The following is a 25,045-nucleotide window of genomic DNA, read 5'->3' as shown; positions in this document are numbered from 1 at the left end:
CTATGCTTTAACTAACATGAGCAAGAACGGGTTTCCCTGTAGATATAGCTTGTTCGACAATATCGGCAGCACGAGTCACGCCACCAGATCTTTGAATTGCCTGTTGCAATTTTATTGCATTTTGTTTGTAAGAATTTTCTGTCAAGACTTTTTGGACTGCTGCTCTTAAATTAGGCACGCTCAAGCGAGACAATGGTACAAATTCCCCTACCCCAGTCCAAGCTATACGCGCTGCTACTCCTGGTTGGTCGTTTGTAATTGGAATTGCTACTAGTGGTACGCCATTACTTAAAGATTCTAGAGTTGTATTTAACCCTGCATGAGTAATTGTTAAACTCGCTTTTTGCAACAAATCTAACTGAGGTGCATATTTAACAACTAAAGGATTTCCAGGTAAATTCAGTAAAGACTCTGGCTCGGCAGAATCCCCTAGAGAAATTACTAATTGAGCGTCCAATCCGTGACAAGCTTCTGCTATGTAGCGGAATACATACTGCAAGCGATTTTGTAAAGTTCCCATTGAAGCATAAATCAGCGGTTGTCCGGTTAACTTTTCAAATGGAAAATCAACAGGTTTTCTGCCACTCGAACTGTGATAAGGTCCGGTAAAGTGAAACCAAGGTGGTAGATTACTACGGGAATATTCTAACTGAGCAGGTTGCTGGCTAATAATTGCTAGTTTTGAGTATAGTTCGTCAGATTTAGAGTAAGGCGGTAACTGCCACTGCTGGCGGTACTCGCTTACTACTTGCCGAATCGGCTGTGTGACGCGGCTCATCACAACATAACCTGCACGATTGCGCAAACGCGCCCATCCTGTGGGATTATATCTCCAGGTGCTGAAACATGGGGGAATGCTGTCTTCGTAGTTCAGTACTAAAGCACTACACACGTTCACATAGGGAAGATCGAGAAATTGCGCTAAAGTCCCTCCTGGCGATGCGGTCACTTGGTCAATTATTAATGCTTCTACACCAGCTTTTTTAATGACTCCTGGGGCATCTCGTAGTAGCCAATTCGCCGATTGCTTTAGTACATTTCCAGTCTGACGCAGTGCTGTCAATCCTTTCAGTTTCCCTAAATCGGCAAATAATCGTGCCATCGTTCCCTGAGGACAATCAGACTCAGCGATCGCTAAAAAATTCAACCCAGCCGACAATACTTTAGGTTGACCGTCAAGTATTCCAATCCAACTTACCTCATGACCCCGCGATTGCAGTTCGCAGCCCAAAGGTAACACTGTATTGAGATGTCCGGTTTCTGCGGGGCAGAGGATGCCAAAATGAGTCATAAGCTACTGCGTAGATTAAGTTATATAGCTTTGGCTGAGTTATTAAGCAATGCGATCGCATCACCAACAACTCCCCTTGTATTTAACTCCAACCCACAACAGTCTTATTACTTCAATTGTGACAATTTTTTAACAGCAGCCGATTCACTTAGGCTAATTCATGCCTCAAATAGCAAGAGACGCGAAATTTCGCGTCTCTGCAATGTTAATTTGTTTTGATTAGCAGCTATACAGTCGAGAAAATGCCACGAGCATTGTTCCCCCCTGCGATCTCGCACTAGCTTACTGTCCGTCTCCACCAGTAATTTTATTAATGGTATTAGCCGTACCTTCAACTGCATCAGCTACACCCTGGACTGCCTTAGATACAACACTACCCTCCTGCATCTGTTGAGCTTGAGGTGATTTCATCGTACCGTGAAGTTTTGGATCGGGTTGAGGAAGATTTGGTTCTGGTCCTATTGGCTGCGGATTTGCTACATACTCAAACTGACCTTTCCCGTCGATTGAAGCACCTTTCGCCCAACGACCTTGGGCGCTTTCTTCTCCCTCCGAGTGATTCCAGAACTGATAAGCGTTCTCTTTCTTCCCATATTCATACGCGATCTTGGGAACAACTGTTTCCTCAAATCCTTCGCTTTTCAGATCTTCAATTGCCGCTAACCACTGGTTTTGATGCATGGTGTCGCGGGCAATATTGAAACTGAGCATATCTCTTACACCTGGGTCGTCTGTCATTTCGTACAACCGTACAGCCTGTAAAAGACCCTGAGATTCGGCGTGAAGATTAGAGCGGAAGTCTGCCAACAAGTTGCCACTAGCAACAATAAAGCGTCCGTTCCAAGGAAAACCTACACTATCCGCTGGCATTGCCCCCCCACCCGAAACAGTGGCGTGTTGAGGATTCATTGCTGCTGCCATAATCACGTCTCGCGGGCGAACTCCACCCATAACCGCGCCAACGACTGGATCTTTTGCCCCATCTTCTTGCATATTGACTGGTGCTTTATCCAACAAATGAGCAACCATCGTTGCTAGCATTTCAACGTGACCGATTTCCTCAGTTCCAATGTCCAACAGCATATCGCGGTACTTAGCGGGTCCTCGGCAGTTCCAGCCTTGGAATAGGTACTGCATCATCACGGTCATTTCACCAAAAGAACCGCCAATTAGTTCTTGAAGCTTTTTTGCATAGGCAGCATCGGGTTTTGTTGGTGGAGTGAAGTATTGTAGCTGCTTCTTGTGATAAAACATGAAAATCTCCTGAAAAAATTTTACTGATCGACGCGATCGGTTGTAGTGCGATCTATATTTTGGCTGGCGAAATTTTGTTGTTAGAATTTTGTTGCATTACCCTATCTAGGTAACTACTGACTCACTTTTTTTTCCTCAACCTACAGACAGAATGACAAAATTCAACTGAAAGAGATAGGTATTATTATTTAGATGTGGCTGCTATATTCTTTTCTGAAAATTAGAAATTTTTAATCAAGCAAAATTTCCTTGCAGGGTGGCTGCTGTCCACTCTAAATTTAAATTTTACATATTAAGTAAGATTGCTATAATTTAAAGATGTTGTTAAATTTCATTTGCCCTTACAGCAATCTTTTGACCGAATAGAATTTACGGCAGCGAACTCAAGAAAATAAACTAAAACTACTGTAAGATACGCTCTATTAAATAATGCAGCCGCTACTATTTGATAGCGGCTGAAAGCTTTATTTCTCACTCACAGATCTTATTCATCTCTTCCGTGAACCTGTGACGGAGGACTAGTAGCTTCGACAGCAGTAAAAGGTTCCAAAATTTTATAAGTATGAGATGCACCTTTAGGTACAACCCAAGAATCTCCAGGTTCTAGTAATACCATTTGACCTTCAAGATGTAACTCTGCCTTACCGTTAATTACATAGCCAACGGTTTCATAGTCTCTTGTTGTGGGAGATTTAGCTTCTGCTGGTTGTTCGTTTTCCCACAAACGCATAGAAAGAGATTTACCGGAAGCTAAATACTTCTGTCCCTGCTTACCACGAGGGGAACTACTAGAATCTACCTTTTTAACACTGGTATCGCTCATATTTTCATCTCCCATAGAATTTGCGATTGCACTGCCTGCTTTTTTCCATCCCATCTCGATTTCTGCTTTAGCGCATCATCCTTAAGAGAGTGGTGCGTGGTGCGTGGTACGTAATGCGTGAGAAGGGGTCGCTGTTAACTGTTAACTGTCAACTGATATCGTGCGACCTGTCCGTGCTGCTTCGTAAATTGCTAACATCAATTTCACATCCTGTAAGCCTTCTTCACCAGGAGTTTTCGGTTGCTGATTCTGCATGACCGATTCAGAAAGATGATCCATCTCTAGAGCAAATTGATTTTGTTCCTGAATCTGGCGTTCTTCTTGTACCTTCTCCCGTTTTACAGTTAATTGATGCTGATAGTAATCTGTAGCAGGGTCGAGTTCGAGCGTACCATTACTCCCAAACACTTGAAAGCGTTTAGTACTGGAGTAGCCATAACTAGAAGTACAGTTGGCTAGCACGCCGCTGGGGAAACGCAAAATGAAGTTAACGTTCTCCTCCACTTCCTTGAAGCGAGGATCGTTGGGAGTGCTGTAGGTCATAGCACAGACTTCTGTAGGTTCTTCACCTGTAATGTAACGCGCCGCTTGTAAGCTGTAGATGCCAATATCAAATAGCGAACCACCACCAGCCAGTTTCTTATTCATCCGCCAGACATCTGCTGGGTCTTTGGGGTCGAGGTTGCGCCCGTGGTCGGCGACGATCGCCTTTAGTTGACCGAGTTGTTTTTTCTGCGCGATCGCGATCGCCTCTAAGTTGAAAGGTTCGTATTGGGCGCGGTAAGCTATCATCAATTTGCGGTTTGCTTGATTGCAAGCAGCAATCATTGCCTGACACTCTTCTACCGTATTTGCCATCGGCTTTTCACATAAAATATGCTTTCCTGCTTGTGCGCCACGGATAGTATATTCAGCGTGTAACCCGTTGGGTAGAACTATATAGATAATGTCTACTTCTGGATTATTCCGAATGGAATCGTAATTTTCGTAATTATAGATATTTTTAGGATTAACATTATATTGCCGCGTATAATTTTCAGCTTTAGCGCGATTGCCACTCACCAGCGCCACTAATTTTGACTGCTTGCACTGCGAAAATGAGGGAATAATTTGTTGCGTAGCAAATTTACCCAACCCGACAACAGCCCAACCGAGTTTCTTTTCGTCGGGTATTGGTGGTTCTTTAGCTGGTTTATAAGCAGGTTGGGCGATCGCAGGTGAATTTCGCGTTACCATCTCCGCCATTCCTACACCCAAAATTCCAATCCCAGAACCAATTATTTGCCTACGAGTGAGTAAATTTTTGACTGTATTCAACATATATTTTTGTCTTGAAATTGTTAGTAGAGACGTTACATGTAACGTCTCTACACATGTAACGTCTCTACAAGAATCGGTTATCGCAACAGCACTGGTTTCGCATTAATGCGGGTACGAAACAGACTGTAGGGTTTTTCTCGCAAATCTTTCTTCTGATGGAACTGGGGCTGACGGTGAAGTTGATTGGCAATGAAATAGAGATAGCCGTCATTGGCGACAGACAGCGTATCAGCCCATAAAACGCGAGGATCGTGAACTACAGTTTCATACATCCCATCAGGCGATCGCCGCAAAATTGCATTATGCTCGTAGTTGGTCAGATAAACTCGATTTTGAGCATCTGACTCTAAACCATCAGATGCACCGCCTTTATCGCCCACATCTTTTACAGTCGCTGCTACTTCTTTGTCACTGACTTTCTCATCGACTAAAGCATCGACGCTGACACTATATAGCCTTCTTCCAGCTAAAGTACAGTAAAACAACTGTTTCCCATCGGCACTAATTGCGATTCCATCCGCACCAATTGTAATCGGGCTGGGTGGCTTGTCTGGCGGGCGGTTCATCAACGGTTGTCCCTCCACTACTGGGAGAAAATTCGGTTCTGCTTTTGTAGAAGGATGGTCGTTCAGCCGCCGCCAACTTTTACCAGAATCTAAATCGACGACGATAATGGCATTAGCACCGTTACCGGAAGAATCGGTAATAAAAGCCATCCCTGCTTTACCGCGCCGTAAATCGAAGCGGATATCGTTCAAATAGGTAGTCGGTAGCGCTACATCTTGGGGAAACAAGATAGTCTTAAAAATTCGATTTTGTTTCAGATTTATCCCGATTAATTTCGGTCCCCCATAAGCAGTAGGTGCAAACTGAATGCTGCCAGTATCCAAGATCCACAAACGGTCTAAAGGATCGACAACTACACTTTGGACAGAAACGAGTGACTTCGATTGGTCTTTTTGAGGGCGATTGAATTTGGCGTTGGGATAAGCTACGGCTTTACCCCTAACTATCTCCGCTACCGTATAATCTACTTTGTCTCCCCAGCGAGGGAAGTTAACAAAAATTCTCCCCCTTTGAGACACTGTTACTCCGGTCGGCATAGCACCGTTAAACGAGGCTACCGATTCAATCCTGCCCACAGTCTTTTCCTGCGGTAAGGCATAACCCGGAGGAACAAAAGCAAGAAACAATAAACACGATAAAAGCAGACAGAAGAATTTTTGTCGCAAGCTGTGCCCAAACATAGTTTTTTCTTTGGTAGTTACTGGTTGGTAATTGGCAAGTCGCAACTACCAATTACCCATTACCAATTACCTATTACCAATTTCAAGGCTTCAACACAACTTTGATACAATTATCTTTTTTATGCTTGAAGATATCGTAGCCGTGGGGTGCTTGTTCTAAGGGAAGAGTATGAGTGATGATGAACGTCGGATCGATATCGCCGTTTTGAATGTGTTCTAGTAGTGGTTTTAAGTACCGATGGACGTGGGTTTGTCCCATTTTGAATGTCAATGCTTTGTTCATTGCCGCACCCATTGGGATTTTATCGAGGAAACCACCATACGCCCCTGCGATCGAGACATGACCTGCTTTCCCGCAAGCAACGATCGCATTACGTAAGGCTGTAGGTCGATCTGTTTCCAACCGCACGACTTGTTTTGCTTTATCGAACAAGTTCATAAAATCAGTACCGTGCGCCTCTAATCCTACGGCATCGATTACCGCATCGGGACCGCGCCCGCCAGTCATTTCTTTTAACGCTTCCCCGACATCCACTTCTTCGTAATTAAGTACGTCGGCTTTGCCCTGTTCCTTAGCCATTTGCAAGCGTTCGGGGATGCGATCGATCGCAATGACTTTTTCCGCCCCCAGCATATACGCACTCTTAATCGCGAACTGTCCTACCGGACCGCAACCCCAGACAGCAACAATATTACCAGGCTTAATATGACAATTCTCTGCTGCCATGTAGCCAGTGGGAAAGATATCGGTTAAGAATAATACTTGCTCGTCTGTCAGCCCATCGGGAATTTTGAACAATCCGACATCAGCAAACGGGACTCGCGCATACTCCGCTTGTCCACCAGCATAACCCCCGAAGATATGAGAGTAGCCAAATAGACCAGCTGGTGAATGTCCCATCAGCTTCTCTGCCATCCAACCGTTGGGATTAGAGTTATCGCACAACGACCACAGATCGCGATTGCAGAAAAAGCAGTTACCGCAAGAAATTGTAAACGGAACGACAACGCGATCGCCTACTTTTACATTCTTAACCGCACTCCCAACCTCAACCACTTCTCCCATAAATTCGTGACCGAGGATATCCCCTTTCTCCATAGTGGGGATAAAGCCATTATAAAGGTGCAAATCCGAACCGCAGATTGCTGTTGACGTAATTTTGACAATTGCATCGCGGGGATTTGCAATTTTAGGATCGGGGACTGTATCTACCTTGACATTCTTTTCCCCGTGCCAGCAAACTGCTTTCATAATTAGTAAGTATTGAGTAGATTTTTATTTGTCATCAGTCATCAGTCATTCGTCATTCGTTATTTGTCGTTGGTGAAAGCTTTCTGACTTCTGATTTTCCAACTTCAGAAGTCATTTATCTGGCGAACTTTGTGACTTTTAACTAACCTAATTGCTAAGGATTACGCTCTTTTCCAGTTACAGGTTTAACTGTTTTTTCTAAGTTTTTTTGAGCAGAATTCAAAACTTCTTTCGTACCAGGATCGAGTGGCTCATCTAAATTGAGTTTTTCTCGAACATTTTCAGCAGTTTCTTTGAGGTTTTCCTTAGCCTTCTCAATCGGATTTCCTTGATTCAGTTCAGTTCCAGGCTGCTTTGCTTGATATGCCCTAGCTTCAGGTGTTACTGTTTCAGCTTTAGCAGATAAGTTACTGTTATATCCTTGCAGTACAAAGATAGTCAGTCCTACCAGAAAAACAACCGTTACGCGACGTAATAAAGAAATTAACTTGCTCATAAATCCTCTCTGTTTATTGTTGTATTACTTACATTCGCTTGACCGTAACTAGTTAACGAATGACAAATGACAAATGACTAATTATGGTTTCAGTACAACTTTGATACAGTTGTCTTTCTTTTGTTGGAAAATGTCGTAACCGTGGGCTGCTTGTTCCAGGGGTAATTGATGCGTGACCACGCGGGAGGGATCGAATTTCTCTTCTAGAATCATCTTGAGCAACAAATGCATATATTTTTGTCCGTGCATTTGTCCCATTCTGAAAGTTAAAGCTTTATTGAAAGCTGCACCAAAAGGCATTTTATCTACAAAGCCACCGTAGACACCCATAATTGAAAGAGTTCCACCTTTACGACAAGATAGAATCATTTGTCGCAAAACATGCGGACGGTCGGTTTCTAGCTTTAATTTCTGCTTAGTCTGGTCGTAAAAGTCTTCAAAGCCAACTCCGTGCGCTTCCAAGCCTACAGCATCAATACAAGCGTCGGGACCCATACCCCCCGTCATTTCTCTCAAAGCTTCGCCTGCATCTACTTCTTCGTAGTTAATGACTTCTGCTTTAGCGAAATTTTTTGCTAATTCCAAGCGTTCGGGGAAGCGATCGATCGCGATCACTTTTTCTGCACCCATCATGTAGGCGCTAATCATAGCAAATTGCCCGACTGCACCACAGCCCCACACTGCTACTGTATCTCCAGGCTGAATGTCGCATAACTCAGCCCCCATGTAACCTGTCGGGATCGCATCAGAGATAAACAGTAACTTTTCGTCTGGTATGTCTTGGGGAACTTTGACCACATCTACGTCGGCAAATGGGACGCGCACGTACTCTGCTTGCGCCCCAGCATATCCACCGAAAGCATGGGAGTATCCGTAAATCGCTGAGGTGATGTTGCCGAATAACTTCTCTTCAACCCAACCGTTAGGGTTAGAGTTATCGCACAGCGACCACATATCGTGCTGGCAATAATAGCAACCACCACAACCGATTGTAGAAGGAACGACGACGCGATCGCCTACTTTCAAGTTGTTGATACCTTTACCAACTTCGACCACTTCCCCCATAAATTCGTGACCGATAATATCACCTGGTTGCACGGTGGGAATGTAGCCGCCGTAAATGTGCAAGTCAGAACCACAAATTGCAGTAGAGGTGATCTTTAAAATGACATCGCGAGGATTGAGAATTTTCGGATCGGGTACGGTTTCCACCCGCACATCATTTGCGCCGTGCCAGCAAACTGCTTTCATACTTAACTTTTAGTTGTTGATTGTTGGTTGATGGTTAACTATCAACTATTAACCGCCTTTTGGTTGTCCCTCAGTAGTAGCAATTTCACCTGCTTCCATGAGCATTTTGAAGCGGCGCAGGTCGTCACCAATTTGTTGTTCCGGTTCCTCACCAAAGAGTTTGGCGATCGCCGATGCTACAACTCCGCCTGGTGGCGCGTATTCAATCACTACTTTTACTTCTGTACCGCGATTTCCTGGTGCTGGCTTAAATCTGACAAAACCAGAATTGTCTACATCTGCCCCTTCTACCGAAGTCCAGGAAATAAATTCGTTTTCGCGGTCTTCAATAATCTCTGCATCCCATTCAACGCTCGCACCTAGAGGTGCATTTGCTACCCAATGCGATCGCTTGTTGTCCTGCACCTGTACCGACTTAAGGTGTTTCATAAAAGTCGGCAACTTTTCAAAGTCATGCCAGTAACGATACAACTCATCAGCAGGCTGATTAATCGTTACCGTCTTTTCTACCTTAATTGCTTGGTTTAAACCCAATGCTTGTTGCATATCGCCCTTTTCCGTTGCTGCTTTATATGCCAGTCCACCACCTGCGATCGCCAACAAAGCACCCCGTAGCGATCGCTGTTGTAACCCCATCAGTACCATTGCGCCACCACCAATCAGTGATGCCCAGCGCCCGATTTCGTTACTATCTCCCTGTCCTTGCTGATTCTCTACTGTCGAAGCCACCTTCTCTGTCTCCCTTGTCTGAATAGCTCTCCCCCTTAAAAGTGGGAATTGCAGGGGGTTCTTACCCCCCCTTTTTTAGGGGGGTTGGGGGGTTTCCTACATAGTTACCGCCGCCCCAGTCGTCGGCTTCCCAGGCTGTGTCGTTCCTACACGCGAGCGATAGAGTTCTGCCATATGACGTTCGTACAACGCTCCATCTTGCTCGATCTGCTTAAATAAGGCTGTTGATACGGGATCTGTAAATTGAACAAACAGATTGTGCGCATCTACCACACCTGTTTGAATATCTCCCAAAGCCCGCCGCATCAAATCGCGATCGTCGCTACCTTGTAACGCAGTCTTCACTTTGGCATATTTGTCAGCCACATTTGCCGTAAGTGATGGTTTCTCGCCTAACGCTGACAGTCGTGCTTCTAACCGCTCGATGTGTTGCTGCTTATTAGCAACAATCTCTAGCAACAATGCTTTAAATTGAGGGTCAGATGCTTTCTCTATATACTGCCCAAACGCCTCTTGAGCGTACTTTTCACCAGCTAAAGCAGTATTTAAACCTTTGACAATTTCTCCTTTGGTAGAACCACCCCAAGCATCAGCTAGTTTCCACCATTCGGCGTTTCTATCTCCTACATCTGGTAAAGCAGCTTCTTTGCCACCGTAACCTAGACGGTTGAGGATAGCTGTGGTGAAGATTGCTAAGTCTCCAGGCTGACGGGAAGTGATTAAATTACCATCAATTACCAGTGGCTCATCAACATAATTTGCACCCGCATTGATCATGTCCTTGCGCACGGCAATAAATCCTGTAGCTTGCTTGCCTTTCAGCAAATCGCCTTCAATTAAAACTTGGGGACCGTGACAAACAGCAGCGACTAATTTCCCTTGCTGCATTGCTTCTTGGACAAAGCGCACGGTGTTGGGGTTGACACGCATTTTGTCAGGAGCCATCCCACCAGGAATAATCACGGCATCGAACTCTGATGCCATTGCTTCAGTTGTCGTGCCGTCAGCCGATTGCGAGACCTTACCTTGCTTACCTTTATATGTTTCGTTTGTCCGAGAACCGAGAACTACAGTTTCAATTCCCGCCATTTTCAAAGCTTCATAAGGAATTTTGAATTCTGCATCTTCCACACCATTCTCAATCAGAATGGCAACTCTTTTTTTACCAAAATTACCGTTAGCTTGTGTCATAAAATATCCCTCCTACTTTGTCAGTTTTATTGAGAGTCGAAAACAGCTATCGCTACGAAGCAGCAGACGCTCCTAGATTCGATCCGGTAGCAAATAAGTCGATATAATCCTCAGAAAAATTTGCTTTGAAATCGGTAAATTCTCCAGGTGTTACTGCATTCTGCAACACTGCAAAGACAGCGCGGACGTGGTTAGCTGCGACTGTTGGTTCTACTTGCTCTTTGTCACTGACGCGCTGTAAAAATTCTTCCATTGAGAAAGGCTGACCGTCTTCACCCTCTCTTCCATGCAAATATTCACCCAATTGCTGCGGTAATTGCGAAGCTAAATCTTTGGCTTCATTACCAACAATTCTTTCTCTGATAGTTTCTAAAGTTGCTTGTGTCGCCCGTTGTGCATCTTCACGGGAATCCATCTGTGCCACTGTCTGAACGTGTTTGATGAACTCGTCGTACTTCACTCTGTATGTCCTCAAACTCAGTAAAACTTCTTTGCTCCAGTACCAAGCCTATGCAGCCGTACCCCAAATCCTCTTCCTCCAAAGGGTATGGATTACATTTATCCACAGGGATATAACTCTAGGAATAGGTGCAATCTGCCGTGAAGCGATATCTTGATGTCAGTTATCAGTTATCAGTGAGGAGTGACTATTGACTAGACCAAAACAAAGAGTCTAGCCACCAGTCACTAACCACTCACGACTCACTACTCACTAAGTTATGAGCGATCGCAAAAATAGAGAACAAGAACTACCGGAAGAAATTACCGAATCTTTTGGTACTGGCGTTCACGATGACCCAAGGACGAACGCTGGTAGAGAAGCAGGAGAATACACAAGTGCTAGCCCAGAACTCACGGGTGGAGACATAGATGCGGCTTGGGAAACAGCAGCAGACGAAGGAGATGAGGCTGTAGGTGGTACTGTCGCTACTCCCGACCAGGATATAACTGAAGAGATTGAAGCAGCCGTCGGTCTGGAAATGGACGATCGCAGTTTTTTACGCACTCAAGACATTTTAGAAGACCGAGACGATCGCCGTTGGGAATTAGATCCCAAGTCTTCTGACGACTATCAAGAACGCCGCGATTGAAGCGATCGCCTACTATACTCTACAACCAACCGAAAAAACTGATTTGAAATCACCCCCCCTTGTCAAGGGGGGGTTAAGGGGCGCGAGCTTAAAATCCGCCGCTGTAGCGTTCCTCTGCCCAAGGTTCGCCTCGACGGTGATAGCCGTTCCGTTCCCAGAATCCTAATTCTTCTCGTTCTAAAAACTCTAGACCATTGATCCACTTGGCGCTTTTCCAAGCATAAAGGTGAGGTACGACTAACCGCATTGGTCCACCGTGTTCGGCAGGAAGAGGTTCGTCGAATACAGTATGGGCAAAAAAGTTTTCTTCCCGCAGAAAGTCTTCTAAAGGGATATTTGTCGTGTAGCCGCCATAGCAATGTTCCATGACATAAGCAGCTTTAGGATCTACTTCAATCAGTTGCATGAAGTCTGTTACTTTCACGCCAGTCCATTTGACATCCAATTTAGACCAGCGAGTGACGCAATGAAAATCCGCAGTAAAATCATGCTGCGATAGCGCCATAAAATCTTGCCAAGTCAGAGTCTTTGGTTGTGCCAGACCCCAAACCTTAAATTGCCATTGTTCTTGATCAACCCGAGGAGTATCACCATAGGTTAGTACGGGAAACCCCTTGGTTAAGTATTGACCAGGAGGGACGCGATCGCTTTGTTCTGCTCCTGGTTTCTGAAAAAATTTTCCTACCATGCGGTGTAGACGTATAGGTTATTGTTGCGTTAGAAGGTTAAAAAACCTTTACTTAGATCTTTAGCGCAACTCACCGATCTCTTACAACACTTCTAGGCAGATCCACGAGCGATAGATGCCTAAGCGCACCACAACCTATGATTCCGTATCTTCTTCCTCTTCTTCAGGATTAGGATAGACAAACTTAGAGCGTCCGCTGAGAATCGACTTACCTAAAGACAGGGCTTTTTGTGCTTCTAGCGCAGCTTTTCCTCTCCAAGTGGCTCGGCGCTTATCTCTTTTAGACTTAGACGTTTTCTTCTTTGGAACAGCCATGACGACACAGACTTAATTTTTCACAACCTTTCCATTGTAAGCCAAATATTTATTGAGTGGTAATGGATAATTGGTAGTGGGTAAAAGGCGCTCTTGCGCTCTTGCGCTCTTGTGAGAGACTTGTAACTTGTAATTGCTCCCTCTGCCCCTCTTCCCCTCTGCTCCCTGCTCCCTGATAACTGACCTCAAGGCTGTGTTGTCGGCGTAGTGCTTCCAGAAGGCAAAGTCGTGGGAGTAGAACTCGTTCCTGGTAGGGGTGAGGTTGATGGAGTCAGGGGTTGACTGGGTGTGAGTCCCGAGGGAATAGCAGGCGCTGCTGGAGTTAAACCCGTGTCAGAAGATGAAGCAGGAGTTGTTGACGGACTGGTTGATGTATCTGGTGATGAAGCAGGAAATGTGGTTGGTTGGTTTGTCGGCGTGTCTGATGATGAATTGGGGGTTGTAGAATTGGGGGGTGTGACTGGTAACGATTGAGGGACTAAGCCCGTACCTGGTTGTGTTTGACCGTCAGGTGTATTGGTTGAGTTTGTCGTACCTGGCTGAGTAAAGGGAGTGGTGTTAGCAGGCTGTTCCGATGTAGGTGGAATCAAGCGTCCTGGTTGGGAAAACGTTCCTTGTCCACTACCTCTTGTGTTGTTAGAATTCGAGTTAGTTGGCGTTCTTGATGAGGAGGGAGTCGGATTCGGAAACGATCTTCGAGGAGCGCTATTGGCATCGTTTGTTGCTACGTCATTATCGTCAAATCGAAGTAGCGATCGCGCTTGGTCAAAATATTTAATTCCTTGCCGGGGATCGGGGTCAATTCCTTCAGTGCGATTTGCTGTCAGCGAGAGTATGGGTGCAATTTGCCCGCGATCGCGGATAACTACCGTAACGGTAATATCTGTAGCTTGTCGATTGGTTGCTAAATTCTGTGTTGCTGCTGTTCTAGCTGCTGTTATAGCCCGACTGCGTAATGCTTCGTAGGTTTCGTCGGGGCGACGGTCGAGTGTCACGTCAGCATTGACTGTTTGGGTGCGGGCAATTTGTGGGACTTGATGCTCTACTACCAGCCAGAAACTGCTTGCTAGCCCCAGGGAACTGAATGAAACAACAGCAATTTTAGTCGCTTTGGCTGCTAGATCTACCCATTGGTGAAAGAAGTATCTCCCCATAGTCGCTTAACACTTATAATTTGGTAATTATATTGAGCGCCGATAGCCGCGATCTCCTTCTTTGTAGGTTGTTGCAGCTCAGCCTCAGTATAACTCCATGTCAAGCGATCGTCACATCAGTCGTGGTGCGTGAATTTTATGGCGACTGGCGAAAGAGCGACTTGTGACTTGATAGTTGCTCCCTGCTCACTTTCTTTACTGATAACTGTTAACAGTTATCAGTTAACAGTAAGGGGTTACGTCTTCGCCACATTCGTCGGCTAGGTAGCACAGGGCACGGAAACGCAAGCCTACGACTTCTTCGTATAGCGGGTTGAGCTTGCACATTGGTGGAATGTGGAACAGCTTGCGACCGAATAGAACGACATCCCGTTCAAACGGACACTGGGAAGGAATAAGTTGACATAAGCGATGTGCTAACTGAGGATTGCGGACTTCAACGCTATCCAGCCAGCGGCGCAGAGGTAACAACAAGTCTAATTTGCGCTGTTTGGGTTGCTGTAACGGACTAGCTGCAATAATGGGTATTTCTGGAGACTGTTGAGTTTGGTCGATCCAGATCCAACTGGCTAGGGCAATGTCTTGGGATGTATATGGGGAAGCATTCATGATTCACTCCTCGTACTGTATGAAGCAACTTGAGCTTGCTATAGAACACATACAATGTCTCAACGATCTTTACCGGAATAATGTTTCCTAAATCAATTAAAAATTTTTGAAGGATTTTCTCTCAATTCAGGAACCTATTTATTACTACCCCACGTTAACTAACGATTTGGCAGAACTGGTAGGTTACTAGAGAGATTTTTCTGAAATTTGACCTATATAAAACTTTAGTGAAGTTTAGCGAATTTGACTGGAAGTGCATGTAGAACAAACATTCAAGCGATGCACGAATCACATCTACATCAATTTCGTATTCAAAAATACAAATTTATTCTTTGTAGTTTCAAACACAATTTTTGTTCTACCTCTCTAATAGGAATCGCTTTGATTCTGCCTAAAATTCCTGCGTGATGTATGAGCAACAATACGGAAATTTTTAAAATAATAAAGAAATAGTTAAAAGCAGCTTCCGTATATTTACCGATGTTTGACGATTTGTCAAGCTAATTTCGTTAGATTTTCTTTATAATTGATGGTTGTTGGTCGTTAAGGCACTCTATAGAGACGTGACATGTCAGATCTCTACGCCGAGCGCTGACGGCATAAAATCCCCCCAGAACTGCCTTTTAAAGGAGAATTTGGAGGGATTTTACGTATTGAGCCATTTAGATAGAAACTCTATCTGTCACTGACAATCGGTTACTGGTTGCTGGTCGCTGTTCATGAGGCGACTGGTGCAGCAGTAGTGCGTCGCCGTCTTCTACCGTCAGCTGCCTTGACAGGTTCTTCGGGAATAGGCATGAGTAGGGTGACAGTGGGCTGACATTGTAACTCGCGTCGAATTGCCCGTTGTAAATCTTTTTCTAGCTGTACCTGCAATCCCGCCCAATCAATATCAACTTCTTGTCCGTCAAAGGATCGAGCAAAATCCGTCCAGCGATCGCTTAATATTTGCTCGATCTGTTCTTGTACCCACTTTTGCAACAAATCGCGGTTGATCGTGGTGACTACGCCCCGCAGGTGAATGTCTGGCTTGGTCATTAACTTCCCATTCCAATCGATCGCGACGGCAATAGTAACAATGCCATCTGCTGCCATTTGCTGGCGTTCTTGCAAGACTTTACCGCTGACAATACCAGAACCAGAGGTATCTACCAGTTCGATCCCCGCTGGCACTTTCCCGACTACCTTAATTTCCTCTGTTGATAGTCCTACTACGTCACCATTTTGGATGATGACCATATTCTCAGCCGGAATTCCCATGCTTTGTGCTGTTTGAGAGTGCTTCACTAGCATCCGATGTTCGCCATGCACGGGTAAGAAAAACTTGGGACGAGTTAAGGCAATCATTAATTTTTGGTCTTCTTGGCAACCATGTCCAGAAACGTGAATGCCCTGTTCCCGACCGTAGACAACTTTAGCACCCTGCATCATCAAGCGATCGATCGTGTTGACTACGGCGATCGTATTACCTGGGATCGGGTTCGCTGAAAATACAACCGTATCTCCCTCGCGGATTTTGAGATGGGGATGTGCGCCGCGAGAAATTCTTGTCATGGCTGACATCGGTTCGCCTTGAGAACCAGTAGTTAGAATCAAAACATTTTCATCGGGAAGTTGGCGAATGGCGTGTAGCGGCTGCAACAGGTTATCTGGACATTTGATGTAGCCTAGATTTCGAGCGTGAGCAATGACGTTTAACATCGATCGCCCGACGACTGAGACGACACGATTGTGTTTTTGCGCTAATTCCAGAATCATGTTGATCCGGTGTACGGAGGAAGCAAAGGTGGTGACGAGGACTCTGCCCCTAGCTTGCATAAAAATACGGTCTAAGTTGGGATAGACCGATCGTTCTGAAGGGGTATGCCCTGGGACTTCGGAATTAGTAGAATCACTGATTAGGCACAATACGCCTTTTTCTCCATGTTCCGCCAGCCGTTGGATGTCGTAATGTTCGCCATCAACTGGAGTATGGTCGAATTTAAAATCCCCCGTGTGGATAATTACGCCGAGGGGGGTGTGAATGGCGACGGTGAAGCTATCAGCGATTGAGTGGGTGTTGCGGATAAATTCAACAATAAAAGAGGAACCAATACGGACGAGTTCGCGGGGACGTACCGATCTTAACTCCGTGCGATCGCGGACTCCTGCTTCTTCTAGTTTCCCCTCTAGCATTGCCATTGCCAAGCGGGGACCGTAAATTACCGGAATATCAAATTGCTTTAAATGAAAGGCAATGCCACCAATATGATCTTCATGACCGTGGGTGACGATCATGCCCTTAATCTTATGCCGATTTTCGCGTAAGTACGTAACATCTGGTAGAACGATGTTTACGCCATGCATTTCATCTGTAGGAAATGCCAACCCTGCATCGAGGAGAAAAATTTCATCGTTGTATTCAAAAACGCAAGTGTTTTTGCCAATTTCGTGTAAACCGCCAAGGGGAATAATTTTGACGGCGGCTGTCGTTCCGTTGTTACTCATTTGTATCCTTAATTTACAGTTGTTTTTTTAGATTCACGTTTGTTGTTTGAGTTAGATAAAACAAAGTCAGGTGGTTTTGCGATAGATAAGAGTTGTCATTAGGGGCAGTTATTTTCAATCCGAGCGATCGCGATAACGACTTGGAAGTATCTTGCACGAATTATTCAGTTGTCTGAAAGCTCTATACCTATATCAGGTTTAACTCTGCTAGTACTGGCTTGAGTTTCTGTGCTAATCCATTTTGGTCGTCTTCTAACGGTAGACGAGTTGAACCTACATCCCAGCCTTGAAGTCTGAGGGCTGCTTTTACGGGAATGGGATTTGTTGACAGAAACAGACTTTTGAATAGAGGGAGTAGTTGGAGGTGAATTTGAGTTGCCGTTTGAACTTGTCCTGCGGCAAAGGCTTGAATCATTTGTTGTAGCTGCTTGCCAACTAAATGACTTGCCACGCTAATGACACCATAACCACCGATCGCCAGTAAAGGTAATGTGAGGGAATCATCACCAGAGTAGATTTTAAATTCTGGCGGTGTCATGCGACTAATTTCACTAGCTTGGTCGAGGCTACCCGTCGCTTCTTTAATTCCGACAATGTTATCTATTGCTGACAACCAAGCCACTGTTTGCGGCAAGAGATTTTGACCCGTGCGACCGGGAATGTTATATAACACCATTGGCAGATCGGGACATGCTTGCGCGATCGCCTGGAAATGTTTAAACAACCCTGCTTGCGGGGGCTTATTGTAGTAGGGGACGACTTGTAAAGAACCATGTACTCCTATTTTAGCCGCTTTTTGGGTAGCCGCGATCGCTTCTTGAGTAGAATTAGAACCCGTTCCCGCAATGACTAGAGCCTTACCTGCAACAGCTTTAATTACGACTTGGAATAGCTGGTACTCTTCGTCCCAACTCAAAGTGGGAGACTCTCCAGTTGTGCCACAGACAACTAGGGCATCGCTTCCTTGTGCCACTAGATGCGCCGCTAGTTGCTCCGCAACTGCATAATTTACGCTCCCGTCTGCTTGAAATGGCGTGACCATTGCGGTCACGACTCTGCCAAAATCTACCACGCTTGACTCCTAATTTTTAGCTGTCGGCAGAGAATGCCGAAGCGCTCAGCTGTAATAACTGTAAAAATCTGCTTGCACTCAATCTGCCTACACTGCTGCTACTTCGGAGGGTTGAAGTAGGTTTTTGGCTACTAATAATTCTGCAATTTGCACGGCATTCAAAGCTGCACCTTTACGGATTTGGTCGCCACACAGCCATAGTTCTAAGCCCCGGGGATGAGAAATATCCTGGCGAATGCGACCTACAAGGACTTCATCGCGACCGGAGGCATCGATGGGCATGGGGAAATAGTTAGCAGCGAAGTCTTCGACTACACGCACGCCAGGAGCTTGTGACAAAATTTCCTTTGCTTCGGCGACGCTTAAAGACTGCTCAAATTCTAGATTAATTGCTTCCGAATGCGCTCTGAGTACGGGAACCCGCACGCAGGTTGCTGTAATTTGCAACTGGGGTTCGGCAAAAATCTTGCGAGTTTCGTTCACCATTTTCATTTCTTCCTCACAGTACCCTCGATCGTTTAACGGGGTGTTGTGGGGGAAGAGATTAAACGCCAGAGGGTAGGGAAAGATCTCTGTTATTGGGGTGTTGCCTGCTAAAATCGCTTGAGCTTGAGCTTTGACTTCTTCCATTGCCCTAGCACCAGCACCACTGGCGGATTGATAGGTCGCGGCAACAATCCGTTTTACCGGGCTGACTTGATGGAGGGGATAAACGGCAACGTTCATCAAAATGGTGGTGCAGTTAGGATTGGCAATAATCCCTTTGTGGGTAGCTGCTGCTTGGGGATTCACTTCTGGGACGACGAGGGGAACGTCTGGGTGCATCCGAAAGGCGCTGGAATTGTCGATAAAAACAGCTCCTGCTGCTACGGCTTTGGTAGCATATGCCTTAGAGGTAGAACCACCAGCCGAAGCTAGGACAATATCTATGTTATCGAAGGAGCGATCGCTCGCTGGCTCTACCGGGATATTTTCTCCCGCAAATGTCATGGTTGTACCAGCGCTACGAGGCGATGCGAGTAGCCGCATTTGGGCGACAGGAAAGTGGCGTTCTTCTAGTAAACTTAGTAATTCCGTCCCAACAGCTCCCGTTGCCCCCAAGATGGCAACTGAATAGGATTTGCTCAAAATTTCTGCCTCCTAATATTGCAATAAACTGAAACGAGTTTTCTTAAAAGTTTGAGGTTATACTTTAAAGTTTTAAAAAATTCAAATTAGCCTTGGCGATCGCGACCCATTAGCCTTCGGGATTCAATGATGATGAACTTAATAATTGTGTTGTTAGAACGAAAAAGATAAAAAGTCTATCTATAGATTTAAGGATTCACTATTCTGCCTCTTGCCTGCCGTTTTCTATCTCCCTACTTAAGTAATTTTAACAATTCAGTTAACCTTCGGCTTTCGCCGATCGCTGGCGGCTTGGGGCGGATAGCCGCAAAAAGTTCCAATGATTTTAACAATTATCATCACATATAAGCTGGCATCTTATCAGAAAATTGAGGAGAATGCATTCAGTTCATAACAGGTGTTCCAGCAGTATAGTCTATAGATGACTAGTTACGTCTAGCAACTATACCTCAGAGCAGTTATTTGTCCGAGCAAGTCGAGAGCCAAGCAAACAGAAAAGCTAAAACGCTTTAGAAGTCGTCCTCACTCAAGGCAAGCAATGTCGGTCACAGCCGCTAAATGCCTCGTTATTCCTACAATACCTGCAAGCAATGTGAATTATGTATTTACTCGTATAGCCTATCTACTGACCCAATGGCAGAAATCAGCTTACATCAGCTTTATGCCATTAGGCGATCGGGGTAGAACTAGTGCTAGTGTGGTACTTCAGCAGGTAAAAAACAATCAGTTACATATCCTCTATTAAAATGAAAGTCACCCAGGAAAAGCTTCCCGCCAGTCAAATTGGTCTGGAAATAGAAATTCCCGCCGACAAGTCTCAGCAGAGTTACGAGCAGGTAATTCAAAACTTCACCCGCGCCGCCAACATTCCTGGGTTCCGTAAAGGTAAAGTGCCGCGCCAAATTTTATTGCAACGGCTAGGAACAACGCGGATCAAGGCAGCAGCATTAGAAGAGTTAATTCAAAGCGGGATTACGGAAGCCATTAAGCAAGCAGAAATAGAAGCGATCGGTCAACCTCAGTTGCGCTCCTCTTTTGAGGATTTGATTGGTGCGTTTGAGCCAGGAAAACCCCTGACTTTCTCTGCGGCGGTGGACGTACTGCCGGAAATTGAGTTGAAGCAGTACAGTGGCTTACAAGTTAAGGCAGAGGAAGTGAAATACGACCCAGAAAGGGTAGAAAAAGTTTTAGAAGAAAATCGTCAGGAAAGAGCTACCTTAATTCCAGTAGACGGGCGGGCGGCGCAAATGGGAGATGTAGTCATTATAGACTTCAAGGGCTATCTCGTACCGGAAGCAGAAGGTGAAGAACCACAGGAGATCGAAGGAGCCTCAGCCACGGATTTTGAAACAGAGCTATCACCAGGAAGATTTATTGAAGGCTTTGTAGATGGCATTGTCGGTATGAGTCCAGGGGAAACAAAGGAAATATCGGCGCAGTTTCCCGAAGGATATCCTCAGCAAGAAATAGCAGGCAAGCCAGCAAAGTTTACGGTAACCGTGAAAGAGTTAAAAGAGAAAGAGTTGCCGGAACTAAATGACGATTTTGCTCAAGAAATTAGTGAATTTGAAACCTTGGCAGAATTGCGCTCGACGCTAGAAACTCGTTTTCGCGAAGAAGCAGAAAAGAAAACTAAGACAAATAAGCAACAGGCATTGTTGGACGATCTGATCGAGCATCTAGAAGCCGATTTACCGGAGACGATGATCGAGCAAGAAGTCGATTCGTTGTTGACGCAAACGGCGATGCAGCTCCAAAGACAAGGAATTGATGTCAAGAAACTGTTTACTAAAGATACAGTGCCGCAGCTAAGACAGCGATCGCGTCCAGAAGCGATCGATCGATTGAAGCGATCGCTAGCTCTACAGGAAGTCGCGAAAAAAGAGTCAATAGAAGTCGATCCATCTGCCGTGGAAGCACGGGTCAAAGAGCTAATGGCTGAATACTCCGGTCAAGATATCGATCGAGACAGGCTCAAAGAAGTCGTCCAAGAAGAACTGCTAACAGACAAGATTTTTGTTTGGCTAGAAGAACATTCCGCGATCGAACTCGTACCAGAAGGCTCTTTACAGGACGATGAAGAGGATGAAATTGATGATGCGGAAATTCTAGAAGCATCGACCCAGCCAGAAGCGTCAGAAGCGACTATAACAGTAGAAGCAACTGAAGCTGATGAAGCTGAGTGATTGGGGAGTCGGGAAGCGGGTGGAGGCGGAGGTATCCTCCGCATCGGAGCCGCGTAGTCGGGAGTGGGATGTAAGCAAATTTTGACTTTTGACTTTTGATTTTTAACTTTTCCCTTACCCTTTACCCCTTACCCCTTACCCCTAATTCATGAGGCATAATAGTCAACAGATAGCAAAGCCACTGGTGAAAAGTGCGATCGCCTTCAGCGCCAGTTAAATGCACTGCATCTGGCTCTACTTCTGGAACAATTATCTATGCTTGTATCTCAGTCCTCATACTATCCACTCATTAGCAGCCACAAACATCTAGAGCTAAACTCTATGACGGGTCCTAGCAACATCGTGCCAATGGTAGTGGAGCAATCAGGCATGGGAGAACGTGCCTTTGATATTTACTCTAGATTGCTCAGAGAGCGGATTGTTTTTTTGGGTACTCCAGTCGATGATGCTGTTGCTGATTCGATCGTGGCTCAGTTGTTATTCTTAGAAGCTGAAGACCCAGAAAAAGATATCCATCTTTACATTAATTCTCCAGGCGGCTCGGTCACGGCTGGTATGGCGATTTATGACACAATGCAGCAGATTCGCTCTGATGTTGCTACTATTTGTTTTGGATTAGCAGCTAGTATGGGAGCGTTTCTGCTCGCAGCCGGAGCAGCCGGAAAACGGATGTCTCTCCCCAGCGCGCGAATCATGATCCATCAACCCCTCGGTGGCGCTCAAGGACAAGCAGTTGACATTGAGATCCAAGCCAAAGAGATCCTCTACCACAAGCGGCGATTAAATGAAATCCTCGCCTACCACACAGGTAAACCCTTGGAGAGAATCGAAGCCGATACGGAACGCGACTTTTTCATGTCGGCAGCAGAGGCAAAAGATTACGGGTTGATCGACCAAACGATCTCTAAGCAAAATCTCCCCAAAGCGGGCGAAGCAGTCACATCAGTGAAGTAAGAGGCTTCTTATGTCTAAGTACGACTCCCATTTAAAGTGTTCATTTTGCGGCAAATCGCAAGAGCAGGTACGGAAACTGATTGCCGGACCGGGAGTCTACATCTGCGATGAATGTGTAGATTTGTGCAATGAAATTCTGGATGAGGAGTTATTAGACTCAACTGCTGCTGCACCCCAACAGCCTCGTCCAGAACCACCACCAAAGCGGCGCAGTCGAACTGGGGGGATCTCGCTCAACCAAATTCCCAAACCCCGCGAGATTAAAGCACATCTCGACGAACACGTTATCGGTCAAGATGAGGCGAAAAAAGTTTTATCGGTAGCAGTTTACAACCACTACAAACGCCTGAGCTTAGTGCAGTCGAAAAATAATAGTGGCAAAGCTGGTGCAGAAGATATCGTAGAGCTACAAAAATCTAATATTTTGTTAATTGGTCCGACCGGTTGCGGCAAAACTCTACTGGCACAAACTTTAGCGCAAATTCTTGACGTACCGTTTGCAGTTGCCGATGCCACGACACTGACAGAAGCAGGGTACGTTGGCGAGGATGTAGAAAACATCTTACTCAGATTATTGCAAGTTGCCGATTTAGATGTAGAGGAAGCCCAAAGAGGCATTATTTACATCGACGAGATTGATAAAATTGCCCGCAAGAGTGAAAATCCCTCAATTACCAGGGACGTTTCGGGAGAGGGCGTACAACAAGCGCTGCTAAAAATGCTGGAAGGCACGGTGGCGAACGTTCCACCCCAAGGGGGGAGAAAACATCCTTACCAGGACTGCATCCAAATCGATACTAGCAACATTCTATTTATCTGCGGTGGAGCTTTTGTCGGTCTAGAAAAAGTGGTAGAGCAGAGAATTGGCAAAAAGTCAATAGGTTTCATTCAGCCAGGGGAAGGGTTATCGCGAGAAAAGCGGACGGCGGATATTCTCGTCCACTTAGAGCCGGACGATCTGGTAAAATTTGGTATGATTCCCGAGTTCATCGGGCGCGTGCCAATGGTAGCTGTAGTCGGACCATTGGATGAAGAAGCGTTAGTGGCAATTCTGACTCAGCCTAAGAGTGCGTTAGTCAAGCAGTATCAAAAATTGCTGAAGATGGATAACGTCCAACTAGAGTTCAAACCTGAAGCCCTGCGGGCGATCGCCCAAGAAGCTTATCGTCGCAAGACTGGGGCGCGGGCATTGCGAGGAATTGTAGAAGAACTCATGTTGGAGTTAATGTACGAGTTGCCATCGCGCAAAGACTTAACTCGTTGTGCGGTGACGCGGGAAATGGTAGAGAAACGCTCTACTGCCGAACTGCTGCTGCATCCGTCTTCATTGCCCAAACCGGAATCGGCTTGATGGTCGTTGGTCAATCGTCATTTGTCATTTGCCCCAAGCCACTAACAAATGATAAATGACAAATGACAAAGGACAAACAATAGATGGCTTATATTTCAGTCCGTGGCGTTGAGCATTACTACGAGTGGATTCGGACACCGGAAGCCAAACAAGATAAACCTGTAATGGTATTTCTGCATGGCTGGGCTGGTTCAGCTCGTTATTGGCGCAGTACGGCACAAGTACTGTCGGCACAGTTTGATTGCTTGTTGTATGATATGCGGGGATTTGGGCGATCGCGCGGGAAACCTGCCCTATCTGCCGCTAACGTTGATGTAGTTGAGGCAGAGTCACCCCAAGCACAAGCTGAGGCGATCGCTGAATTAAGTTACGAGCTAGAAGAGTACGCCGAAGATCTTGCAGGATTGCTAGATCGGCTGGAATTACATCGGGTATACCTTAACGCTCATTCGATGGGAGCGTCGGTAGCAACATTTTTTCTCAATCGCTATCCAGCACGGGTAGAAAAAGCGATTCTTACTTGTAGCGGCATCTTTGAGTATGACGAGAAGGCTTTTGCTGCCTTTCATAAATTTGGCGGTTATGTTGTCAAGTTCCGCCCCCAGTGGTTGAAGAAAATACCATTTGTCGATCGCATGTTTATGGCGCGGTTTCTCCATCGTTCGATTCCTGCTGCCGAACGCCAAGCGTTTCTAGAAGATTTTTTGGTAGCGGATTACGAAGCAGCTTTGGGAACGATTTTTACTTCCGTCAGCAAGACAGCAGCAGAAGTGATGCCACAGGAGTTTACCCGTCTGAAAGTGCCGACGTTATTAATTTCTGGGGAGTATGACAAGATTATTCCGGCGGCGATGGGCAAGCAGGCAGCCGCATTGAGCGATCGCGTTGAGTTTGTGACGATCCCCAATACGGCTCACTTTCCCATGCTGGAAGATCCTCAGAGTTACCTTCAGCGAGTGCAGGAGTTTTTGGCGCTTCCGGTATCTGGAGCAAAGGCAATTTGACTTTCTTTTGGCATAAACTGCATCATTCTCGTTTAGATTTAATTTAAGGTCACGCAAAGACGCGAAGACGCAAAGCGGCTTCTCGTAGAGTAGGCGCAAAGGGAATACAAGCTAATTTGTAGGAGGCGAGGAAAACGCTCCTTACTGGTTGA

24 protein-coding genes are annotated in these 25,045 nt (G+C 45.7%); 6 read left to right on the top strand and 18 right to left on the bottom strand.

The window, feature by feature from the left end; all coding sequences use genetic code 11:
• Positions 1-7 precede the first annotated feature (7 nt).
• The 11 genes from N4J56_RS06425 to N4J56_RS06375 form a co-directional block, all read right to left on the bottom strand.
• Complete coding sequence (locus N4J56_RS06425; RefSeq protein ID WP_317105705.1) at positions 8-1,291, bottom strand: glycosyltransferase; 1,284 nt, start codon at positions 1,289-1,291, stop codon at positions 8-10.
• Between the two features lie 282 nt (positions 1,292-1,573).
• A complete protein-coding gene (locus tag N4J56_RS06420; RefSeq protein WP_317105704.1) occupies positions 1,574-2,545 on the bottom strand; it encodes a manganese catalase family protein in 972 nt (323 codons plus the stop codon).
• A 484-nt stretch (positions 2,546-3,029) separates the two neighbouring features.
• Positions 3,030-3,368 (bottom strand): cupin domain-containing protein, encoded by a 339-nt coding sequence (locus N4J56_RS06415; RefSeq protein ID WP_410500438.1) that lies wholly within the window; start codon positions 3,366-3,368, stop codon positions 3,030-3,032.
• Between the two features lie 141 nt (positions 3,369-3,509).
• Positions 3,510-4,688, bottom strand: a complete 1,179-nt coding sequence (locus tag N4J56_RS06410) for a Gfo/Idh/MocA family oxidoreductase (protein ID WP_317105702.1) — start codon at positions 4,686-4,688, stop codon at positions 3,510-3,512.
• Positions 4,689-4,765: 77 nt separating this feature from the next.
• Positions 4,766-5,935 (bottom strand): L-dopachrome tautomerase-related protein, encoded by a 1,170-nt coding sequence (locus N4J56_RS06405; RefSeq protein ID WP_317105701.1) that lies wholly within the window; start codon positions 5,933-5,935, stop codon positions 4,766-4,768.
• 82 nt (positions 5,936-6,017) lie between these two features.
• The gene (locus tag N4J56_RS06400; protein WP_317105700.1) at positions 6,018-7,187 is read right to left on the bottom strand and encodes a zinc-dependent alcohol dehydrogenase; all 1,170 of its coding nucleotides are present in this window, start codon (positions 7,185-7,187) and stop codon (positions 6,018-6,020) included.
• 154 nt (positions 7,188-7,341) lie between these two features.
• On the bottom strand, positions 7,342-7,683 hold the full coding sequence (locus N4J56_RS06395; RefSeq protein ID WP_317105699.1) for a hypothetical protein: 342 nt from the start codon (positions 7,681-7,683) through the stop codon (positions 7,342-7,344).
• 81 nt (positions 7,684-7,764) lie between these two features.
• On the bottom strand, positions 7,765-8,934 hold the full coding sequence (locus N4J56_RS06390; RefSeq protein WP_317105698.1) for a zinc-dependent alcohol dehydrogenase: 1,170 nt from the start codon (positions 8,932-8,934) through the stop codon (positions 7,765-7,767).
• A gap of 48 nt (positions 8,935-8,982) precedes the next feature.
• Entirely contained in the window at positions 8,983-9,663 is a 681-nt protein-coding gene (locus tag N4J56_RS06385; RefSeq protein ID WP_317105697.1) for an SRPBCC family protein, read from the bottom strand.
• A 96-nt stretch (positions 9,664-9,759) separates the two neighbouring features.
• Positions 9,760-10,854, bottom strand: coding sequence for a DJ-1/PfpI/YhbO family deglycase/protease (locus N4J56_RS06380; RefSeq protein WP_317105696.1), 1,095 nt, complete (start codon positions 10,852-10,854; stop codon positions 9,760-9,762).
• A gap of 52 nt (positions 10,855-10,906) precedes the next feature.
• Positions 10,907-11,314: a DUF2267 domain-containing protein gene (locus tag N4J56_RS06375; RefSeq protein ID WP_317105695.1), complete on the bottom strand. Its 408-nt coding sequence runs from the start codon at positions 11,312-11,314 to the stop codon at positions 10,907-10,909.
• 259 nt (positions 11,315-11,573) lie between these two features.
• Here N4J56_RS06375 and N4J56_RS06370 point away from each other — a divergent pair, with 259 nt between their 5' ends.
• Complete coding sequence (locus tag N4J56_RS06370; RefSeq protein ID WP_039715816.1) at positions 11,574-11,945, top strand: DUF6335 family protein; 372 nt, start codon at positions 11,574-11,576, stop codon at positions 11,943-11,945.
• Between the two features lie 88 nt (positions 11,946-12,033).
• Here N4J56_RS06370 and N4J56_RS06365 read toward each other — a convergent pair whose 3' ends face one another.
• The 7 genes from N4J56_RS06365 to N4J56_RS06335 form a co-directional block, all read right to left on the bottom strand.
• A complete protein-coding gene (locus N4J56_RS06365) occupies positions 12,034-12,633 on the bottom strand; it encodes a sulfite oxidase-like oxidoreductase (protein WP_317105694.1) in 600 nt (199 codons plus the stop codon).
• Positions 12,634-12,768: 135 nt separating this feature from the next.
• Positions 12,769-12,948 carry a 50S ribosomal protein L32 gene (rpmF, locus tag N4J56_RS06360; protein WP_317105693.1) on the bottom strand — a complete coding sequence of 60 codons (180 nt, stop codon included), beginning with the start codon at positions 12,946-12,948 and terminating at the stop codon, positions 12,769-12,771.
• Between the two features lie 185 nt (positions 12,949-13,133).
• A complete protein-coding gene (locus N4J56_RS06355) occupies positions 13,134-14,102 on the bottom strand; it encodes a hypothetical protein (RefSeq protein WP_317105692.1) in 969 nt (322 codons plus the stop codon).
• A 222-nt stretch (positions 14,103-14,324) separates the two neighbouring features.
• Positions 14,325-14,711, bottom strand: coding sequence for a Mo-dependent nitrogenase C-terminal domain-containing protein (locus N4J56_RS06350; protein ID WP_317105691.1), 387 nt, complete (start codon positions 14,709-14,711; stop codon positions 14,325-14,327).
• Positions 14,712-15,428: 717 nt separating this feature from the next.
• On the bottom strand, positions 15,429-17,198 hold the full coding sequence (locus tag N4J56_RS06345; RefSeq protein WP_317105690.1) for a ribonuclease J: 1,770 nt from the start codon (positions 17,196-17,198) through the stop codon (positions 15,429-15,431).
• A 187-nt stretch (positions 17,199-17,385) separates the two neighbouring features.
• Complete coding sequence (dapA, locus tag N4J56_RS06340) at positions 17,386-18,270, bottom strand: 4-hydroxy-tetrahydrodipicolinate synthase (protein WP_317105689.1); 885 nt, start codon at positions 18,268-18,270, stop codon at positions 17,386-17,388.
• Between the two features lie 87 nt (positions 18,271-18,357).
• Entirely contained in the window at positions 18,358-19,398 is a 1,041-nt protein-coding gene (locus tag N4J56_RS06335; protein WP_317105688.1) for an aspartate-semialdehyde dehydrogenase, read from the bottom strand.
• A 538-nt stretch (positions 19,399-19,936) separates the two neighbouring features.
• Here N4J56_RS06335 and N4J56_RS06330 point away from each other — a divergent pair.
• From N4J56_RS06330 to N4J56_RS06310, 5 genes are all read left to right on the top strand, one after another.
• Positions 19,937-20,143, top strand: coding sequence for a hypothetical protein (locus N4J56_RS06330; protein ID WP_317105687.1), 207 nt, complete (start codon positions 19,937-19,939; stop codon positions 20,141-20,143).
• 1 nt (position 20,144) lies between these two features.
• Positions 20,145-21,584 (top strand): trigger factor, encoded by a 1,440-nt coding sequence (gene tig / locus N4J56_RS06325; protein ID WP_317105686.1) that lies wholly within the window; start codon positions 20,145-20,147, stop codon positions 21,582-21,584.
• A gap of 255 nt (positions 21,585-21,839) precedes the next feature.
• A complete protein-coding gene (gene clpP, locus N4J56_RS06320) occupies positions 21,840-22,538 on the top strand; it encodes an ATP-dependent Clp endopeptidase proteolytic subunit ClpP (RefSeq protein WP_410500302.1) in 699 nt (232 codons plus the stop codon).
• Between the two features lie 10 nt (positions 22,539-22,548).
• Complete coding sequence (gene clpX / locus N4J56_RS06315) at positions 22,549-23,889, top strand: ATP-dependent protease ATP-binding subunit ClpX (RefSeq protein WP_317105685.1); 1,341 nt, start codon at positions 22,549-22,551, stop codon at positions 23,887-23,889.
• Between the two features lie 83 nt (positions 23,890-23,972).
• The gene (locus tag N4J56_RS06310; protein WP_317105684.1) at positions 23,973-24,893 is read left to right on the top strand and encodes an alpha/beta hydrolase; all 921 of its coding nucleotides are present in this window, start codon (positions 23,973-23,975) and stop codon (positions 24,891-24,893) included.
• Positions 24,894-25,045 lie beyond the last annotated feature (152 nt).

It is taken from the genome of Chroococcidiopsis sp. SAG 2025, assembly GCF_032860985.1.
Taxonomy (GTDB): Bacteria; Cyanobacteriota; Cyanobacteriia; order Cyanobacteriales; family Chroococcidiopsidaceae; genus Chroococcidiopsis.
Note: the sequence above shows the minus strand (reverse complement) of the source record. Positions and strands in the feature narration are given on the sequence as shown.

Excerpts from the sequence above, each read along its gene's own strand:
- N4J56_RS06425 (WP_317105705.1), bottom strand. The coding sequence starts at position 1,291 with ATGACTCATTTTGGCATCCTCTGCCCCGCAGAAACCGGACATCTCAAT.
- N4J56_RS06420 (WP_317105704.1), bottom strand. The coding sequence starts at position 2,545 with ATGTTTTATCACAAGAAGCAGCTACAATACTTCACTCCACCAACAAAA.
- N4J56_RS06415 (WP_410500438.1), bottom strand. The coding sequence starts at position 3,368 with ATGAGCGATACCAGTGTTAAAAAGGTAGATTCTAGTAGTTCCCCTCGT.
- N4J56_RS06410 (WP_317105702.1), bottom strand. The coding sequence starts at position 4,688 with ATGTTGAATACAGTCAAAAATTTACTCACTCGTAGGCAAATAATTGGT.
- N4J56_RS06405 (WP_317105701.1), bottom strand. The coding sequence starts at position 5,935 with ATGTTTGGGCACAGCTTGCGACAAAAATTCTTCTGTCTGCTTTTATCG.
- N4J56_RS06400 (WP_317105700.1), bottom strand. The coding sequence starts at position 7,187 with ATGAAAGCAGTTTGCTGGCACGGGGAAAAGAATGTCAAGGTAGATACA.
- N4J56_RS06395 (WP_317105699.1), bottom strand. The coding sequence starts at position 7,683 with ATGAGCAAGTTAATTTCTTTATTACGTCGCGTAACGGTTGTTTTTCTG.
- N4J56_RS06390 (WP_317105698.1), bottom strand. The coding sequence starts at position 8,934 with ATGAAAGCAGTTTGCTGGCACGGCGCAAATGATGTGCGGGTGGAAACC.
- N4J56_RS06380 (WP_317105696.1), bottom strand. The coding sequence starts at position 10,854 with ATGACACAAGCTAACGGTAATTTTGGTAAAAAAAGAGTTGCCATTCTG.
- N4J56_RS06370 (WP_039715816.1), top strand. The coding sequence starts at position 11,574 with ATGAGCGATCGCAAAAATAGAGAACAAGAACTACCGGAAGAAATTACC.
- N4J56_RS06365 (WP_317105694.1), bottom strand. The coding sequence starts at position 12,633 with ATGGTAGGAAAATTTTTTCAGAAACCAGGAGCAGAACAAAGCGATCGC.
- rpmF (WP_317105693.1), bottom strand. The coding sequence starts at position 12,948 with ATGGCTGTTCCAAAGAAGAAAACGTCTAAGTCTAAAAGAGATAAGCGC.
- N4J56_RS06355 (WP_317105692.1), bottom strand. The coding sequence starts at position 14,102 with ATGGGGAGATACTTCTTTCACCAATGGGTAGATCTAGCAGCCAAAGCG.
- N4J56_RS06350 (WP_317105691.1), bottom strand. The coding sequence starts at position 14,711 with ATGAATGCTTCCCCATATACATCCCAAGACATTGCCCTAGCCAGTTGG.
- N4J56_RS06345 (WP_317105690.1), bottom strand. The coding sequence starts at position 17,198 with ATGAGTAACAACGGAACGACAGCCGCCGTCAAAATTATTCCCCTTGGC.
- N4J56_RS06330 (WP_317105687.1), top strand. The coding sequence starts at position 19,937 with ATGTCGGTCACAGCCGCTAAATGCCTCGTTATTCCTACAATACCTGCA.
- tig (WP_317105686.1), top strand. The coding sequence starts at position 20,145 with ATGAAAGTCACCCAGGAAAAGCTTCCCGCCAGTCAAATTGGTCTGGAA.
- clpP (WP_410500302.1), top strand. The coding sequence starts at position 21,840 with ATGCTTGTATCTCAGTCCTCATACTATCCACTCATTAGCAGCCACAAA.
- clpX (WP_317105685.1), top strand. The coding sequence starts at position 22,549 with ATGTCTAAGTACGACTCCCATTTAAAGTGTTCATTTTGCGGCAAATCG.
- N4J56_RS06310 (WP_317105684.1), top strand. The coding sequence starts at position 23,973 with ATGGCTTATATTTCAGTCCGTGGCGTTGAGCATTACTACGAGTGGATT.